Origin of the sequence: Methylomusa anaerophila (assembly GCF_003966895.1) — a bacterium.
GTDB classification, from domain to species: domain Bacteria; phylum Bacillota; class Negativicutes; order Sporomusales; family Sporomusaceae; genus Methylomusa; species Methylomusa anaerophila.
The window spans coordinates 536,135-554,188 of sequence record NZ_AP018449.1; the positions used below are offsets into that span (position 1 = coordinate 536,135).

An 18,054-nucleotide genomic window follows, 5' to 3' on the forward strand; every position below is an offset into this window, starting at 1 on the left:
CAACCCTAGAGATCGACATTGGGAAATAAGGTCAAATCAGTGTGTGGAATAAACAGTGATGAGATAAATTCATCCATAAACATATTGCCCACTGACAATTCAATATAAGTCATCTTACCCGCCACATCCTGAGCCTCAGCCCAAGCCTCAGCCGACAGCAGCGCCATACAGGCCCCTTTGGCTGAACTGTTGCCGATGAACTTGTATTTTTCCACCGGCAAATCAGGCAATAATCCGATGGCGATAGCATCAGGTATATTAAGGTAGTTGCCGAAACCGCCGGCCACGTAGACAGTTTCAATAGAACCAAATTCAAACCCGACTACGTTAAGCAAGGTTCGAATGCCGGCAAATACGGCACCCTTGGCTCTAAGCAAATTCTTCACATCGGCTTCGCTGATTACAATATCCCGGTCAATCTCGGTATCGGCGGCCCAAACCAGAACGAACTCAGGCCCGACCTCGCCAATCCTCATGCGCGGGGTCGGCAGGTGCGTCTGAAATTTTCCGGCCCGGTCAATAATTCCGGTTCGGCGCAGTTTAGCCAAACCGTCAATTAATCCTGTGCCGCATATTCCCAGCGGTCTGCCGTTATTGATGGTCGCGTAAGATACTTCGTACGTTTCCGGGTTAATTTGCATATGCTCAATGGCACCGTGCATGGCCCGCATGCCAAAAGTAATCCCTGAACCCTCAAATGCGGGGCCGGCCGAGCAAGAACATGTGACCAGCCAATCACCTGCTCCCAGTACCATCTCACCATTTGTACCGATATCAATCAGTAAGGATACCTGCGCATCTGCTTTCCCCATGGCGGTGAAGAGAGTGCCGGAAACAATATCCCCACCCACGTAACTGGCCACTGCCGGGAAACAGAATACCGGCGCGTCGGGGTGAACCCTGATTCCCAGTTCCTGCGCCTTAACAACCGGGAAAAAGTTCGCGGTTGGAATATAGGGCTCCAAGCGGATATATTGGGGATTGATTCCCAAAAACAGATGCGCCATAGTGGTGTTGCCGGCAGTCATCATTACCCGGATATCGGCTTCGTTAATCTTGCGCTGCTTAACTAACAAATCCTGAATTAATGTATTAATGGTGTCAATAATACTCTGGTGAACATCCTTCATGCCGTCGGGTTCGTCAACAGCATAAACAATACGGCTGATTACATCATCACCGAAGCGAGCCTGACGATTGTGAGTACCTGCGGTATCAACAATAGTACCTTTACGGAGGTCCAACAGATACGCTACTACAGTGGTAGTCCCAATATCGACTGCGATGCCGTACAGAGGCTGATGACGGTGGCCGGGTTCAATTGCAATGACTTCAGCTTTGCCACCAACCTCAGACAGCAATATAGATATTTTAAAGTTTTCTACCCTTATAGTATCACCCAATTTGCGCAGGAGAGAAAGCGGGATATTTATATCCGTACACTTGGTTTCTTTCCGCAGGGACAAAACAAGTCGGCTCAGGTCATCCCGATTGTCTTGGAGACTGGCAGCAGGCATTGTCAATTGTACCCAACGACATAGCGGGTTAAGCGGATACCCGTGTAAGGGATCTTCGTGCTTTTGCTTAAAGAGATCTTTCAATTGCCAAACGTTTAGCAGGTACTCCCGCAAGGCATCCGAAACACCCTCCCCCAGCGCAACATTCTCAACCAGCACTTGATGTTTGCCCATGGCTGATATCTTAGGGATTTCAACAACCAGATCCTCGTCCTCAACCAGACTTTGGCAAGCCAAATTCAGCCCTTTTTCCGCTAAACGCGTCGCCAAATAACTTTCGCGCCGCGCTTTCGCCTTACCGCTTTTTATGATAACAGCACATTTTCCGCAAGTGCCGTCACCGCCGCAAGGTGCTTTAATTTCAATATTGGCCTTGCCCGCGGCCGTCAACAGATCGATACCTGGTTCAACTGCTACTTTAACTCCTGCGGGAAGAAATGTTACGGAACGTGTATCCATTGTGTTGTACCCTCCTGATTTTGCAATCAAGGCTGTTAATTTCTGCTAAATTCGCGATCAGTGCAACGCAAGCTGAAAGCAACTTCTCTTAAACTATTTCATAAGTTGGGGATAACGGGCTTTAGCGAATGCCGGGATACCAGCGGCTTCTTGCGGTCCGACAATTACGTCATAACCGGATTTTTCTTTCAGTTTGCCGCTGATGATTGCAACATGACCCGGGATAACGATGGAGTTATGATTAACTTTATCAAGAACGCCGCAGTCCTTAACGAATTCATAAATCGGCTCGGCAACGAATTTGCCGGCAGCCCAAGCGGTAAGAACGGAAGCGCCGTCAGTATCAACAGCCACGATATAGCCGGGGATCTTGCTGGCGGAAACTTCACCTTCAACAGCGAAGTAGGTAAGCGCAAAGTTAGTGCAAATATATACAGGGGAATCAGGAGTAACTTCACCGATTTCATAGATTGTAGCTTTAACAGCCATCGGTTTTTGCGGGTCGGTGTAGATGTTCATTCTCCAGGCAAACAGCGGGAGAAGGTGATGTTTTTCATCAGCCTTTACAACAACTATGCTGGCATATTTAGCAACATAAGTGGTAGCTTCCAGAATTTCTTCTTTGGGATCGGTAGCGCTAGTCCAAGCGAGCATCGGATAACCGAAGGGACGGAATTTTTTCTTGATGGCCAAACGACGGGCATTAACATGTTCAGCCAGGGTTTTAGCTTGTTGACGGCTGCCGAAGTCGATCACCAGTTCTTTGTATTGAGCAGCAACTTTTTCAACTAAAGCGGCAGTGTCATCAAGGCCATTGCCTTTAACTACTACAGGGACGTTATTAGCTTTAGCCAGAGCTACGACTTTTTCCCAGTTTTCAGCAGTAGCGGCATAGATAAGCGGCTTTTTGGCAGCAACTGCCGGCAGAGCGGCTTCGAGAGCAGCCACATCTTCGCTTACCAGCAGCAGCGCGAATTGAGCTTTAGCGGCGACTGCTTCAACAGCAGCTTTGAAGGTAGCGGCGTTACCGGAACAATTGGTAATAGCAACGAGGTTGATAGCAACTTTCTGACCAACCCGTTCCAAGACCAGACCGTTGATTTTTTCAATCTTGGCGTCCAGTTCGGCGCCAGACAGGGTATCTGATACTTGGACAGCAACGGCAGTTTCATGATAGAAGGTTTTGTCGTGACGGAATAAAACAGTTTCATCACCCATTACGATTTCCTGCTCGCCTACGCCAACTTTAACAGTACGCACAGGCGGTGCGGAAGCAGCACCCAAATTTTCTTTTGCCGCCTCGGATACGTGCGGGCACTGATCAAGAGAAGCTTTTCCGTTAGCTAACGCCATAGCGAAAGCCAGGCAGGTGGGTGATCCACAGTCTTTACAGTTTGTTTTGGGCAGTTGTTTGAAAATATCCAAACCTGTTAATGCCATTTTCTCTACTCCTTTCATATTAAAAAAACTTTTAAAAATTATATAAGAACGGGGATATACCCGCAACTATATTATTTTTTGTACGGATATGTCCCGCATTCATCAAAGTGGTTATTACATCAACGGATCCATTGTAAGGGCCGGATGTTGTTTTTCTTCCAGGAACGGCAGAATTTCTTCCTCAGTAATACCAACCGTTTCGTCAGCGATTTTGCTGACGAAATCTTCACCCAAGCCAGCCGCTACAGCCGCTTCGACCAGTTCCTGACCTAAGTGCTCTTTCAGCTCTTTTGGCATCCAGACGACACGGCCAAGGCCACCGTCAGCAGGAATAAACTTGGAGCTGATGAGATAACGGCGGCCAATGCCCATGAAACCGGGAGTTTGCGTGCCGCCACCACAGGTGCCGGCCAGAGTTGAGAAGGTCATACCGCAGGGAGTATCGCCGGAATGTTCCCGGGTGGTTATCATAACGCCGTTACACAAGGGTAGTATCGCCATAATGGCTTCGAAGCATCCGCAGGAAGTCATGGGGCGGTCCATTAGGGTATAGAGATTTACTTCCTCGATGGTACGGTTAGAACCGTTGTATACGAATTCATTCATGCTCGCCCACATACCCTTAACTTCGTCAAGGCATTCCCCTTTAGGGATTGGCTGGTTTGGACCGGTCGGCGTGATTTCATTGGACGCTTTGGCGTCAAGCCAGGATACGGCGCCGCACAGACCTACGCGCTCAGGGGATACGATACAAACGTGGTTGGGAGCGAAGGACTGGCAGAGTAAGCAAGAGTAGAACACGTCAACAGATTCGTCAGTGAGGCCTTTGAGACGAAGATCGCGGGCCTTGTATCTTTCGCGGGCAATTTTGATTTTTTCCTCAATAACAGCTTGGTCGGTAATAAGAGTAACTTGCACCCGGTCAACGATGGCCGGATAATCGGATTTATACTTGGCAATAAGAATTTCACCGAAGTCTCTGATCTTAAAGCCGGCAGCCTTGGCGCCCTTGCTGATACGCACCCAGCACATATCCCGCTGGGCGACGTGCCATAAACCTTCGCCATAGTTAATGTTGTAGTGAACGCGGCGCTCAAGCACGCCTTCGAAGTCTTCCTGCATCTTACGGCCGAAGATGTCAACCATCATACCCAGCGGGTAGATGCTGCCTTCCGGCATCTCGTCGATTTCCGGCCCAATAACTTCGATTTTGCCGTCTTCCAACTCTTCGGCGTCCACCATGCGGACAAGTTCGAAACTGGTGGAACGGCCGCCGCCGAATTCAACGTGAGCGTCTTTTTTGCGGATGGTCTCGCCTTCGAAAGCAGGACCGATGGTAATGGGTACGGGAATATCAACGATTTTGAGTTTAATGCCGCGCAGTTCCAAACCAAGCTTGGGAATTTTTTCATAATCCGGCTCGTATTGATACCAGTCAGGAATTTCTTCGGTAAGAGGCTGGTCGGTAACAACCGGGAAGCCCATGAAAATTGCGCCGAATTCAGCTGCGGTTTTAACAATATCGTTAGGCCCGAGCTGGATTACGAACGCTCTTACGCGGCGAGCCTGGTAGTCCAAAGCTTTTTCGCGCTGACCGGCAGGGATACCGCCGAAAGCCAGACCGGCGCGGAAAGCGAAGTTAACGGCGTGAATAACTTGGGTAAAGTTGCCCAGCGGGAAGGTGATGAAGTCAACGCCGACTTTTGCGTCTTCTTCGATTAATTGTTCAATGACTTCGTTAGCCAGCATGAGCATAATGCCTTTGGATTGGAGATCTTTTACCATTTTGGCGACAGACTTGCTGTCTTTGCCTTTACCGAGGATAACGGCAACGCCGGGAATGGTGAAGTCAACCAACGGCACGCCGAACTTACGAAGAATGGGGTCGGTCAGAAAGCCGGTGTACGGATATTTATCAGGCTTCTCTTCCCTCACATAGCGCAAGGCTTCAATGACTTCCGCAGCATAGAGGGTGGCTTCGCCGTTGAGTTTGGCATTTTCAAAAGTAAGTTCTTCTTTAATGTTGGTGGTACGGATTCGGTTGAGTATCGGGGCAAGGTCACCGATTTTATTTACTTCCTCACCGCTCAGGGATGTGATTACCGGCAGCCGGTAAGCGGTGTCGGGATATTTAACCGGGCGGTCAGGGCCATATTCTTTAATGGCTTTGGCCAGAAGAATTTCCGCATAACTGGTGGCGGTGACGGCGCCTTCATAGGCGCCTTTGAAAAGCTCGATAGACATATTGATCTTCGTCCTCCCTCGTAGAGTCAATTTCTTAAAAAACCAGTGTTCGGTAGATAATCGTTATTACAAGACGCCTAATTAATTATTATTGGTTATTATTGGGCTTCTTTCGCCTGACGGGCCTTAGCGCGAATGCGGTTTTTCCAGTTGCGCTCCTCCAGAATTTCTACCATTTTGCCGGCAGCTTTAACCGGGTCGGTTTCCCAGAAAAAGAACCCGCCAAATACGTCTTCAGCAATCTTGGTTACTATGTCATTAACCAAGGTGCTGCCCACAATGGGAGGAACAACGCCAACATGAACAGGGTTACCCAGGGCAACGTTCCAGGAACCGATCGCTATAGCTTTTTCGGACATTGCTTCCGGCGCGGTAGCTACATATGGGACCTCGGCATTGTCAAGGCCCATTTCCTTGGCCATCAGAGTGACCAGTTCTTGGGCGCGGCTGTTATCGACGCAGGAACCCATATGGAATACCAGCGGCAGTTCCGTGGTCAAGCCTGCTTTTTCATTCAGGCGGGCAAAAAGCTTCTTGAGACCTTCGCCGGCGTATTTTTGAACACCTTCACCGTTTAACAGGCCTTCTTTGCCAAAGCATTGGGCGGCGCAACCGGTAGCGACCATGAATACGTCGTTCTTAGCCAGTTCTTGCGCCACGGTCAGGTGATTATAATCATGCGGTCCTTTCAAGTTGTTGCAACCGGCAAACAGGGCAACGCCTTTGATTTCACCGGCTTCAATGGCGTCAATCAAAACCCGAATGGGGTTATCGGGATTTACTTTCTTGAAGATATTAAGCAGGGATTCAAGCGTAAAACCTGCGACGACCGTGCTCTTAACATCAGGAATGCTGACTTTGGCGGCATCGCGGTTTTTGTAAGCATCGATAGCCAGGCGGATAATTTCTTTGGCGCTGTCAATGGCGTGATGCTCATCAAAAGCCAGGTGGTAGGATCCGGGTATCTTCATGATCGGCATGGTGGTAACGATTTTGGTGTGGTAGCACTCGGCCAGGGAACGCAGGCTGGGCATAATACACTGAACGTCAACAACCATGGCATCCATAGCGCCGGTCAGTATGGCCAATTCCTGGGTGGCAAAGTTGGTGGCGATAGCAACGCCTTCACGGGTCAATACTTCGTTACCAGTGCAGCAGATACCAACAATGTTGATGCCTGATGCGCCGGCAGCTTTAGCTTCGTCGTTCATTTCGCGGGCAGCTTTGACTACCATCTGACTCAGAAGCGGGTTGTGGCCGTGAACGGCGATATTTACTTTATCGGCTTTGATTGCGCCCAGATTCGCCTCAGTTACCACAGGCACACCGGTACCAAACAGAATGTCGGAAAGGTCGGTAGCCAGAGCCATACCGTCATAGTCGCACAGAGCAGTCTTAAGACCGCCGAAGATGATGTTGACGGGATCGGCATCGTTACCGACATGGGTCTGGTGGAGGAGCTGCGCTATGCTAAGGTTAATGTTGGTCGGCATAATAGTAGTATTATGGAGAACGGCAAGACGGCTGTCGATACAATTACTGGTAATCCAGGTCAGATCCTGTTCATGCATACGGCCGAATTCGTCAAGAGCAGCGTTAGCTACATCTTTAGTAATATCGTCTACGCTGCGGCCTTCTGTTTCCACCCCGATTTTTTTAGCAACTCTCATAAGTTTATCGGGATCGGTAACCTGATAATCTTTCAGTTTGCCTTCAGCCACGTGGAGAAGAGTTTCAGCGATATGGCGACCGTGGTCAGAGTGAGCGGATGCACCGCCGGCGATATAACGAACGGTATTTCTAGCTACGATGGTATAGTCGGCAGCACCACAAATACCTTTGTTACCGCCTGGTTTTTTCGGCAGAATACGGCACGGGCCTTGGATACAAATCCGGCAGCAGATACCTGTATTACCGAAGGTACAACGGGGCTCTTGGGCTTTGGCCCGGTCAAAAGTCGTCAGAAAGCCAATTTCTTGGGCTTTATCCAGCATTTGAGCCGCGGCAACGTCAACAGTTCTTTTTTCCTTTTCGGACATGCTTCTTTTCCTCCCTATGTTCATCATAGTTGATTTCATTTGGGTATACCAAAGGTACCTGGAGGTACCAGACCAAGGGATTTGTTGCTTTTTTCACAAATCTAATTTACAGGTATTCGCCCTTAAAGGGCGAATACCTGCAAACGCTGGGATTATTTTTAATTACCAGATTATGGTATTCAATTATCGAATTATATTATATTTCCCGTCAAGTCTTTGGTTTCTATTAGAACAAGCCGCTGACTTTGCCTGTATTGACGTCCACATCGATCCGGCGATAAGCGGGATCAGAGCTGGTTCCCGGCATCAGGCTGATAGCGCCGGCCATCGGGCAGAGAAATTTGGCGCCGCCATAAACCAGAACGTCGCGGATGGGCAGTCTCCAGCCCTTCGGCACGCCTTTCCAGGTCGGCTCGTGGGACAGGGACAGGTGAGTCTTAACCATCATGGTGGAGAAGTCGGCGAACTTGGGATCAGCCTCGAATTTTTTAGCTTTCTCCTCAGCCAGCGGAGCCCAATCGACACCATCGGCGCCGTAGATTTCCGTGGCGATTTTCTCAACCCGCTGCCGTAAAGGCATTTCCAGCGGATAGAGGAATTGCAATTTGACTTCTTCCTTGCAGGCGTCGATAACGGCATCGGCCAGATCGAGAGCGCCGTCGCCGCCTTTCAGCCAATGCTCGGATACAGCGGCCCGGGCGCCGGCTTGTTCGGCGATCCGCTTCACCAGGGCATGCTCCGCCGGGGTATCGGTGTAGAAGGAGTTGATGCAGACAACCGGTTTGATGCCGGACTTCTTGATGACGTTGATCAAGTGTACCAGGTTTTCGCAGCCTTTCTCGACAAGTCCCAGGTTCTCCTTGGTGTACTCGTCCGGCAGCGGGCGGCCGGGTACTACGGCAGGTCCGCCACCATGCATTTTGAGCGCGCGAACAGTAGCTACCAGAATGGAGACATTCGGCGTCAGTCCGCTCAGGCGGGCCTTGACGTTCCAGAATTTCTCGAAACCGATATCGGCAGCGAAGCCGGACTCGGTAACGTGATAATCAAAGGTTTTCAAACCAATGCGGTCGGCGATGATGGAGGATTGACCAATAGCGATATTGGCAAACGGGCCGGCATGAACGAAACACGGCTGACCTTCAACAGTGGCGCACAGAGTCGGATTGACGGTATTACGCATCCAGGCAGCCATAGCGCCGGCGACATCCAGGTCGGCGGTGGTAACCGGCTTGCCCTGCTTGTCGTAGGCAACAACGATGTGGTTGAAGCGCTCGCGCAAATCAGCCAGGTCCTTGGCTACAGCCAAAATGGCCATTAACTCGGAACCAACGGCGATGCCAAACTTGGACTGCATCATGTAACCGTCTTTTTTGCCGCCAAGTCCGATCAGGATATTGCGCAGACCCTGGGCAGCAAAGTCGATAACCCAGCCCATCTCAACATTCTTAGGATCAATGTCCAGTCGCCGCAGGCCCCTCTTGGATAATTCCTCATCGGTGTAATTGAGTTCGTGTTGCATTCTGGCGTTCAGGGCAACCATGGCCAGGTTATGAGCATTCATAATATCGTTGATGTCACCAGTCAAACCGAGAGAGAATTCTGTCATCGGGATCAATAGCGCGTTACCGCCGCCGGCAGCAGTACCTTTAACGTTCATGGTCGGGCCGCCGGAAGGCTGCCGCAGAGCGCCGCCAACATTTACTCCACGCTTGCCAAGACCTTCCATGATGCCCAGGGAAGTGGTTGATTTACCTTCACCCAGCGGGGTGGGAGTAATGGCAGTCACCTCAATATACTTACCGTTCGGTTTATCTTTCAGGCGGTCAATAACTTTCAGGAAATCAACTTTCGGAGTTTTACCATAAGGAATTATTTCATCCTTCTGCAGTCCCATCATCTCTTGGTACTTTTCGGTTGTGGGGATTGCTCCGGCTGCTTCGGCTAGTTCGGCAATCTGCCAGTCTTTCAATTCTCTAGGATCCCATGCCATAAACTACATACCTCCTCAAAATATTTAGAGTTGTCTTATCGTCACTTCTTGTCTTTCCAGCCTTTGACGCGCAAATAAATTTCTTCCATGCTCGCTTTAAAGGCTCCGGTAAGTATGTCTTGCTCCCCTTCTCCCAGCGCAACATCCAGCAGATCGTCATCAAAACGAATCATGCCCAGCAGTTCGTCAGCAGCAAACTGTTCCGTGATAAATGCTTCTTCTTTTGGAGAGCGAATCTTATTAGCGACTACTTTTATTACTTCAATGCCCAGATCTTCAGCCAGTTGCATCACCACCCGGGCTGTTTTAACACTGGTTTTGCTCGGTTCAGTAACGACAACCATAAGATCCACACCTTTGGAAGTGCCACGGGTGAGATGCTCAATACCGGCACCCATGTCCAAAATCACTACATCGTCTTTATTGAGCAGTAATGAATCTATGACTGAGTAAAGAAATGAGTTTTCGCGGCAATAACAGGCGGAACCGCCTGGTTTTACGCCTCCCATACGCAGGAATTTGATGTTACCCACGCTAATGGAATACTCATCCAATACGTCATCAACTTCAGGATTAAGGGAATAGAAAGCACCGCCACCGGCGCTTTTTTCCTTAATCACATCCTGCATCTCAATCAGAGGAACTACTTTAGCCAAAATATCATCGGGAATTCCCAGCGCAAGACCTAAACTGGCATCAGGATCGGCATCAACAGCATAAACGCGATGTCCGTCGCGGGAAAACAGTTTAGCCAAACTGGCAGAAATGGATGTTTTGCCGACACCGCCTTTGCCGGAGAGTGCGATTTTCAATTTTTCACCTCCTTTACGCCTATAATACTTAAATTAATTGACAACCCAAGCTACAAACTTTCTTATAAGCTTTTGAACAAGTTGTGATATTCAATATAATTCAAATAGTCAAATAAATTATTTCAAAACTTTAGCCGTTTTATTCAAAAGACTGGCGCCGGCTGCAGCCGCCACAACCAAATCTTCCGTAGGCAAATAATATTGGGCAGTAGAATCGAATAGCGCTGTTGCATTGGCCGGCAGCTCCTCGTCTCCTTCCCAGATGACATAAGTAATGGGCAGATTCGGCAGAATATCAAGCGTAACAGCCGCATCACCAAATTTTGCCGCCCGCCCGCCAACTTTTTGTCCAGCCTGCGCAAGCAGGTGGGAATTTTTGCCAAAAGCGGCTTTGAAACCGCCAAGTACCCGACCGGAAAACGGTTGCAGATAAATCATACCACCAGGGATTTCTTTGAAAGAAATCAGTTTATTAGTCAGCGATTGGCCACCGGCAGTAAGCAGATAATGCATAATAACAACTTTTGCCGCGATTGGAACTTCATCTTCCCTGTCAGCATAGGACACTTTTCCCTGCAGGTAGCTGACAGTATAGACATCATTAAGATATTGGATTGTGAAAGTACTTCTCCCATAGTCAAACCGGGTACCGCTGTTCCGGGCAATTTCCTCTGCATCAATTCTTGTTGCAAATTCGGCGCAAGCCTTTTCGTAAGCCAGTTGATAGCCTTTCTGCAAATTTAGGGCGGTAGTGTCACCAGTTTGCATAGACAAGCCTCCTGTTTGATATAACCCACTTAAAGGGGGGGAAACTGTTTAGAAACCGCCAACTGCATCGCCGCAGCAACTACGTTGCTGTCATCTGCGACAAGTTAACTCGCGTTGATAACACTAACGATCAGAATCGTCGTCACACCCGGTCTGGCTATGTCAGTGGGTAGAGTTTAGCCTGCTATGTTGCAATAAGCTTCAGGTATACAACGGAAGCATCTGACGATTTCTAAACAGTTTGAGGCATTTGATGACCTGAATATAGTCTAATATCCTATTTCTTAAGTTTGCTTAGAACCAGTTCCAGGGTAGCATCGGCAATCTTGGAGCCATCCGCCAGTAATCGTTCCATTTCCGCCCGGTTTCTGCCGACATATTCCTGGTCCTTGATGGTATTAAGGTTGATCACCACATTGAGCATTCCACTGATCAGCGCGGATTTTAAGAAAACCACCCCGCAGCCGACATCGGAAATAGCCAGATTAGTACCGATCTGGCCCATACGTTCGTGAATTTTGATACCTTCGTAACATTTACGCATAATTTCCATGGGTCCGTCACAGGCATCCTTGGAGCATTTCTCCAGGACTTGCTCTTTATATGCTATCTGTTCCGGAGTATCTTTAGGCAAGCCATAAGCCTTGGAAAGAGGTTCAAAAACCTTGGCATCCTCATCCACAAGAGCTTTCAATTCGGCAATCACCTTGTCCCCTTTGGCGATTAGTTCTTTGACTTCATCCTCAACTTCGGCATATTTCTTTTTGCCCACAGTCAGATTGCCGACCATATTGGAAAGAGCCATACCAATAGCGCCGCCAAGAGCTGCCGCACCGCCGCCACCCGGTACCGGAGCCTTGGAAGCCAATACTTCCAGAAAATCGGAGCAAGACTTATCCACCATACTCATTGAGCCTTTATCCTCCCATCTGCTTCCGTTTTTTTTGGGGAAATAACAATAGATATAGCTAGATACAGCTACACAGTTATACAGGTCTACAGAAGCTGGTTTGTTACTTCTCATATTTCACATACGTTTTGTAGAACTCCGTAGGAAAAAATTCGCTTTTTTTTTATAAAATCCTGCTAGTTTTTCATTATTCAAAAAAAATTATTCAGTATATTGTGTATATGCTGTTAAAACATAGTATTATATAGCGTTTCTTTAAAGATAGTTTGTTTATACTACGTCTCTCATACTATTTATGGATTAAATAATTTAAATAATTAAGGAAGCAACCGAAGACAATAACAGTAATATACTGACAAGTCCATTACGCATAAAGTAAGTCTGGGTCACTTTACTTAAATCTCCCGGACTGACAACAGAATGCTGATAAATCAACACGGCGGTAACCAGAACAACTCCGGCGTAATAGACATAGTGAAGCCGGGCCATAATTCCTACAAGCAGAAAACCCATAATACTTAAGCCGTGCATCAGCCGGGAAAATATAAGCGCCCCATTTATGCCAAACCGTACCGGTATCGAATGCAAATTTTGGGATTTATCAAAATTCACATCCTGACATGCGTAAATAACATCAAACCCTGCTATCCAGACTCCTACCGCCAATCCTAACATAACCGCTGTCACAGTAATATCTCCTCTAACGGCAACCCAGGCGCCAACCGGAGCCGCCGCCAGCGCAAGACCCAATACCAAGTGGCAAGTCGAGGAAAAGCGTTTCATGTAAGGATAGACCACCAATGGGATCAGCGCCAGCGGCCATAATCGCAAACATAAGGGATGCAGGTTAGCGGCAGCGATTAGAAAAAGCAGCAGACTGGCAATGATAAACCCTATAGCTTCCCGCGGTTTAACCGCCCCGGTAACCATGGGGCGATGGGTAAACCGGGGATGTACCTTATCATATTTCAAATCAATGAAGTTATTAAGAGCTAATGCCGCACTCCGGGCGCCAATCATGGCTAAGGTTATCCAAAACGCATCATGAGCGCTGGGTATGCCTTTTGCAGCCAAAAAAGCTCCCATATAAGCAAAAGGCAAAGCAAATACCGAGTGCGACAAGGCTATATTTTCCACATGCGCTTTAATTTTATTCAAGGCCCAGTTCCTTCCATTTGGCGTTCACAATTTTCCGGATATCCTCAGACATGGAAATTTCTTCCGGCCATTCTCTTGCATGCCCTTCTGCCGGCCAAGTCTTAGTCGCATCAATGCCTACCTTTGTGCCCCAATTGGGCGAAGGCGAGGAATGATCCAAAACGTCCAACGGCCCGTCCACCATTACAATATCACGCCGCGCGTCAATATTGTTGAACACCCGCCACCAGACCTCGTCCATATCCTGCACGTTTACATGAGCATCCACAATAATAATCATCTTGGTAAACATCATTTGGCCCATACCCCAGAGGGCGTGCATAACTTTTTTTGCCTGCTGGGGATAAGATTTTTTGATTGAAACAACCGCACAATTGTGAAAGACCCCTGCCAGCGGCAAATTTATGTCCACTATTTCCGGTAAATGCATTTGCAATACAGGCAAAAAAATCCGCTCGGTGGCTTTGGCCAGGTAGCAGTCTTCCATCGGTGGTTTGCCCACGATGGTAGCCGGATAAATAGGATTTTTACGATGGGTAATACAAGTTATGTGAAATACCGGGTACTTGTCAGCCAAAGAATAATAGCCGGTATGGTCGCCGAAAGGTCCCTCCACCCTGAATTCACTCATATCCACATAGCCTTCAAGAATGATTTCGGCAGTTGCCGGCACCTCAATATCTACCGTTTCGCCCTTAACCATCTCTACCGATTTTTTCCGCAAGAAACCGGCGAAAATCATTTCGTCAATATCCCTGGGCAACGGTGCTGTTGCGGCATACGTAACGGCCGGATCGCCGCCGATGGCTACGGCTGCCTCTATGCGCTCATGGCCTAATTCACGATATGCCCGGTAGTTTTCCGCCCCGTTCTTGTGGATATGCCAATGCATGCCTGTTGTCTGTTCATCAAATACTTGCAGGCGATACATACCGACATTCCGTTTACCGTTGTGGGGATTTTTGGTGAAAACCAAAGGTAAGGTAATGAATCTTCCCGCATCTTTCGGCCAGCACTTTAAGATAGGAAATTTATTCAAAGAGGGTTTATCCTTGATAATTACCTCTTTACAGGGTGCACTTTTTATGTATTTCGGAAAATTAATAGCACGCTTCGCGGTAGGAATCAATTTTACCAAATCCAGTTTATTCTGCAGTGATATATATGGCAGTTTCAATATTTCTCTGATTTCCCGGGCAATATCGTCAACCCTCTCCACTCCCAGCGCCAGAGCCATTCTCTCCATGCTGCCGAAGGCATTCATCAGTACGGGAATATCAAAACCTTTGACATTCTCAAAAAGAAGAGCGACATTTTTGTCTCCCTTCATTTTCGACACTCTGTCGGTTATTTCCGTTATCTCCAGTTCACAGTCCACGGATTGGCGAATACGTTTCAGCCATCCCCGCTCCTCCAGCGCACTGATAAATTCTCTCAGGTCGTAATAAGCCAAAATTTTCTTCTCCTTCCATTTTTCATCAACTTCCCGAGTACAGCAAAAAGTCACCGGCAGATTGCACCGGTGAACTGCTAGCTATTTACGTAATATATATTTTACGACCAATAAACTGATTTCGTAGAGTAAAACCATTGGTATAGCTACCATTGTCTGGGAAAATACGTCAGGGGTGGGAGATATAAAAGCCCCGATTACAAACGACAGGACCAAAATCATTTTTCGTTTGGATTGCAAAAATACGGAATTAATAATACCTAGTTTCGCCAATACCAAGATAAACAAAGGAAGCTCAAAAATAAAACCAAAGGGAAGTAAAAAGGAAATAACAAAAGACAAATATTCTCCCAGGGAAAACAACGGCTGCAAACTTTCCGTGGCGAAACCCATAAAAAACTTGAGGCCGGCAGGCAAGACCAAATAGTAGGAAAAAGTTAAGCCAATAAAAAATAACAAGATTGATGCCGGTACTAAAACTATACCTGCCTTACGTTCATTATTGGTCATAGCAGGCACAATAAAAGCCCATAGCTGATACATAACGATGGGTAAAGCCAATAAAAGGCCGGCAAAAATGGAAACTTTCAAATAAGCAAAAAAAGCTTCTGCCGGATTCATGTAATACAATTTTCCCGCTGGAGCGGTAATAACTTGAACCAATTCCTTAGCAAAAAAATAGGATACAGTGCTTCCAACAGCAACCGCTGCAATCATAATGATCAACCGCCGTCTCAACTCTTGCAGGTGATCAATTAACGACATAGAGCCTACTGCTGCCTCAGTCTCTTGGGTTTCTTCCGTATATTGGTTGTCTAGCGCCGGATCATCGTCCATACTGTTTTTAGAATCCGCTTCTTTTTCATTTGTGGTTTCAAGCATTTAGACAGCCTCACTTTGTAGCCCGGAAGTTAATTCTTTTCTTCCGGGCGCTTCACTTCTTGTTTCTGTTCCTTCTCTTGGACTTTTACCGGCTCTTCCTTAGGGTTGGCTATTTCACTGGAGGCTTTACGAAACTCTTGTATCCCCTTGCCAATAGCCTTGCCAACCTCAGGCAGTTTGCCGGGACCAAATACAATTAACGCTATTACCAATATTAGAATTAATTCCGGTGCGCTGAAACTAAACATAATAAATCATTCCTTTCTGAAAAATATACTTTATTATTATACGTCTTTTATACTCTTCACTCTTCACTCTTCACTCTTTACTCTTCACTCTTCACTATCTTTCCCGCTCCATCAATTCTGCCGGAAACCAATATAATCGGCAATGGCCACCAAGGCTTCCCTGACTCCGGCGGGAATGTGAGGCGGCAAGACGCTCTTGGCTGTTTCCAGGTATCTTTGAACTTCTGAATAACAGTATTCAATCGCACCCGTTGCAAGAACAATATCCAGGCCCCGATTGACCTTATCATACGACATGTTTTCATCTTTGATTAAGACACGAAGCTCATCACGGTCAACGCTATGCCGGAGCGCAAAAATAATAGGCAATGTTACAATTCCTTGACGAAGGTCATTGCCGGCCGGCTTGCCCAGCTGTTCAGATGACGCAACAAAATCTAAAATATCGTCGGTTATCTGAAACGCCATACCAATAGAATAGCCGTATTCTTGAAAAGCAGCAATTTCGCTATTGGAAAGATTAGCTGACAAGGCTCCCAGCGTACAGCAGGCAGCAATAAAATCGGCGGTTTTCTGGGACACTCTCAGCCGATAGTCATCTTCGGTCCGGTCAGGATTATGGGATTCCTGGAGTTGAATGATCTCGCCTTCACACATGGAGCATATTACGTGTGTTAATATTGTCAATTTCCTAACATCCACAGTTGTGGCAACGACAGAGAAGGCTTTGGCCCATAAGTAATCGCCGGTTAATACAGAAGAGTGGTTGCCCCAGCGGGCATTAGCCGTTGGCTTTCCTCGTCGCAGGCTGGCATTGTCAATTACATCATCATGTACCAATGTAGCCATGTGTATGAGTTCCAGCGCTACCGCCATCGGAATAAGCTCATTTCTCTCACTGGGCCCACTATGGGCGCATAATAGATATAAGGCGGGCCGTAAGCGTTTACCTCCCGCCTTAACCAAATGCAACCCGATCTCATTAACCAAATCTACCGGCGACTGTATTACTAAAGACAATTCTTTTTCGACTGCTGCCAGGTCGGGTTCAACAATTTTCAACAAATTTTTAGGGAATTTGCTCACTACATTATCACCTACACCAAAGTCTGTCTCTATAATACACCATAACCCGGCGGCAGTCTAGAAATTTTGCTTGTTTTTTTCCACGCGAATTGCACAGTCAGGACATATCATTTGACAAATGCCGCAGACAATGCATTTATCCATGTCTGATTCAACCCGTGGCGTACCATACACACCAAGCTCTTCCGACCAAGAGATGCATTTAACAGGACATTTTTCCATACACAGTCCGCAGCCTTTACACAGACTGGGGAAAACAGCCCAGAAGCCTTTCTCGCTGTCATATTTTGCCGATTCCCAGTTAACTTTAGCCATTATTTCTCCTCCTTACATTACGCTCTTAACAAGTTGATAGCCGCGTTCCAAAGCTTGGTAATTCATATCACGAAGTTTCGGATTGGTTTCAAACTTGTCTCCCAGTCTAGTTTCGATAGCTTTTTTAATACTGTCAAGAGGCAGTAATTCAGTGGCCGCGATAACTGCACCAAGGATTATGATGTTGAATACCCGCGGCTGCAGCTCATTTTTGGCAATATCGTTAGCGGGAATAGCAATAACTTTGTTAATTGCCGGAATATCAGCAGGATCAACGCCCGCGCCGGGACGAGTGAAAGAAGCAGTCTTCGGCTCACCGGCAATTAAATCTTGTTGCAGGTCGGCATTGGGCTCACTGGCAGTCGGGGAAGGCGGAGTAACGTCAAAGTACTGAAGACCTACAATATTGTCTTTTACTTCCCCTTCGGTGATCAGAGAGTTATCGTAAATGTATATAGTATCTTTTCCGGCATACATTTTCGTACGTTTTACCGCCCGCGGACTTACCGGAATCAGAATATCGGCTTTTTGAAACTTGGGAGCACCAATCTGTCCGTCACTGACTTGCACAAAAGCAATAGACACGCCACCACGCTGTTCAACACCAAAGTTGGGGATATATAAGGCGTTCTTACCCTCTTCATTAGCAGCTTCCGCCAAAATCTCGGCAACGGCCTGAACGCCTTGGCCGCCTTCACCGGCTATAGCAATTTTAACCAGTTTTGCCACA

The 18,054-nt window shown here is 47.5% G+C and carries 15 protein-coding genes; all 15 read right to left on the reverse strand.

The annotated features are described in order from the left end of the window. Nucleotides 1-5 precede the first annotated feature (5 nt). On the reverse strand, nt 6-1,976 hold the full coding sequence (locus MAMMFC1_RS02360) for an ASKHA domain-containing protein (RefSeq protein WP_126306145.1): 1,971 nt from the start codon (nt 1,974-1,976) through the stop codon (nt 6-8). Between the two features lie 93 nt (nt 1,977-2,069). Continuing rightward, nucleotides 2,070-3,416 (reverse strand): acetyl-CoA decarbonylase/synthase complex subunit gamma, encoded by a 1,347-nt coding sequence (acsC, locus tag MAMMFC1_RS02365; RefSeq protein WP_126306147.1) that lies wholly within the window; start codon nt 3,414-3,416, stop codon nt 2,070-2,072. Between the two features lie 114 nt (nt 3,417-3,530). Continuing rightward, nucleotides 3,531-5,660 carry an acetyl-CoA decarbonylase/synthase complex subunit alpha/beta gene (acsB, locus tag MAMMFC1_RS02370; protein ID WP_126306149.1) on the reverse strand — a complete coding sequence of 710 codons (2,130 nt, stop codon included), beginning with the start codon at nt 5,658-5,660 and terminating at the stop codon, nt 3,531-3,533. A 98-nt stretch (nt 5,661-5,758) separates the two neighbouring features. After that, nucleotides 5,759-7,699 carry an anaerobic carbon-monoxide dehydrogenase catalytic subunit gene (gene cooS / locus MAMMFC1_RS02375; RefSeq protein ID WP_126306151.1) on the reverse strand — a complete coding sequence of 647 codons (1,941 nt, stop codon included), beginning with the start codon at nt 7,697-7,699 and terminating at the stop codon, nt 5,759-5,761. A 226-nt stretch (nt 7,700-7,925) separates the two neighbouring features. Then, the gene (locus tag MAMMFC1_RS02380; RefSeq protein WP_126306153.1) at nt 7,926-9,692 is read right to left on the reverse strand and encodes a formate--tetrahydrofolate ligase; all 1,767 of its coding nucleotides are present in this window, start codon (nt 9,690-9,692) and stop codon (nt 7,926-7,928) included. 41 nt (nt 9,693-9,733) lie between these two features. Further along, on the reverse strand, nt 9,734-10,504 hold the full coding sequence (locus MAMMFC1_RS02385; protein ID WP_126306155.1) for an ATP-binding protein: 771 nt from the start codon (nt 10,502-10,504) through the stop codon (nt 9,734-9,736). Between the two features lie 117 nt (nt 10,505-10,621). Further along, nucleotides 10,622-11,272, reverse strand: a complete 651-nt coding sequence (locus MAMMFC1_RS02390; protein ID WP_126306157.1) for a DUF3786 domain-containing protein — start codon at nt 11,270-11,272, stop codon at nt 10,622-10,624. Nucleotides 11,273-11,549: 277 nt separating this feature from the next. Beyond that, nucleotides 11,550-12,182, reverse strand: coding sequence for a cyclodeaminase/cyclohydrolase family protein (locus tag MAMMFC1_RS02395; protein ID WP_126306159.1), 633 nt, complete (start codon nt 12,180-12,182; stop codon nt 11,550-11,552). Between the two features lie 309 nt (nt 12,183-12,491). Further along, entirely contained in the window at nt 12,492-13,340 is an 849-nt protein-coding gene (locus tag MAMMFC1_RS02400) for a UbiA-like polyprenyltransferase (protein WP_126306161.1), read from the reverse strand. Then, nucleotides 13,333-14,793, reverse strand: a complete 1,461-nt coding sequence (locus MAMMFC1_RS02405) for a menaquinone biosynthesis decarboxylase (RefSeq protein WP_126306163.1) — start codon at nt 14,791-14,793, stop codon at nt 13,333-13,335. The genes MAMMFC1_RS02400 and MAMMFC1_RS02405 overlap by 8 nt, the downstream gene beginning before the upstream one ends. An 81-nt stretch (nt 14,794-14,874) precedes the next feature. Further along, nucleotides 14,875-15,675, reverse strand: a complete 801-nt coding sequence (tatC, locus tag MAMMFC1_RS02410) for a twin-arginine translocase subunit TatC (protein ID WP_232035624.1) — start codon at nt 15,673-15,675, stop codon at nt 14,875-14,877. 29 nt (nt 15,676-15,704) lie between these two features. Then, nucleotides 15,705-15,923, reverse strand: a complete 219-nt coding sequence (locus MAMMFC1_RS02415) for a Sec-independent protein translocase subunit TatA/TatB (RefSeq protein WP_126306165.1) — start codon at nt 15,921-15,923, stop codon at nt 15,705-15,707. 111 nt (nt 15,924-16,034) lie between these two features. Further along, the gene (locus MAMMFC1_RS02420) at nt 16,035-17,009 is read right to left on the reverse strand and encodes a polyprenyl synthetase family protein (protein ID WP_232035625.1); all 975 of its coding nucleotides are present in this window, start codon (nt 17,007-17,009) and stop codon (nt 16,035-16,037) included. Between the two features lie 57 nt (nt 17,010-17,066). Beyond that, nucleotides 17,067-17,324 (reverse strand): 4Fe-4S binding protein, encoded by a 258-nt coding sequence (locus MAMMFC1_RS02425; RefSeq protein ID WP_126306167.1) that lies wholly within the window; start codon nt 17,322-17,324, stop codon nt 17,067-17,069. A 12-nt stretch (nt 17,325-17,336) separates the two neighbouring features. After that, the gene (locus MAMMFC1_RS02430; protein ID WP_126306169.1) at nt 17,337-18,053 is read right to left on the reverse strand and encodes a 2-oxoacid:acceptor oxidoreductase family protein; all 717 of its coding nucleotides are present in this window, start codon (nt 18,051-18,053) and stop codon (nt 17,337-17,339) included. Between the last annotated feature and the right edge of the window lies 1 nt (nt 18,054).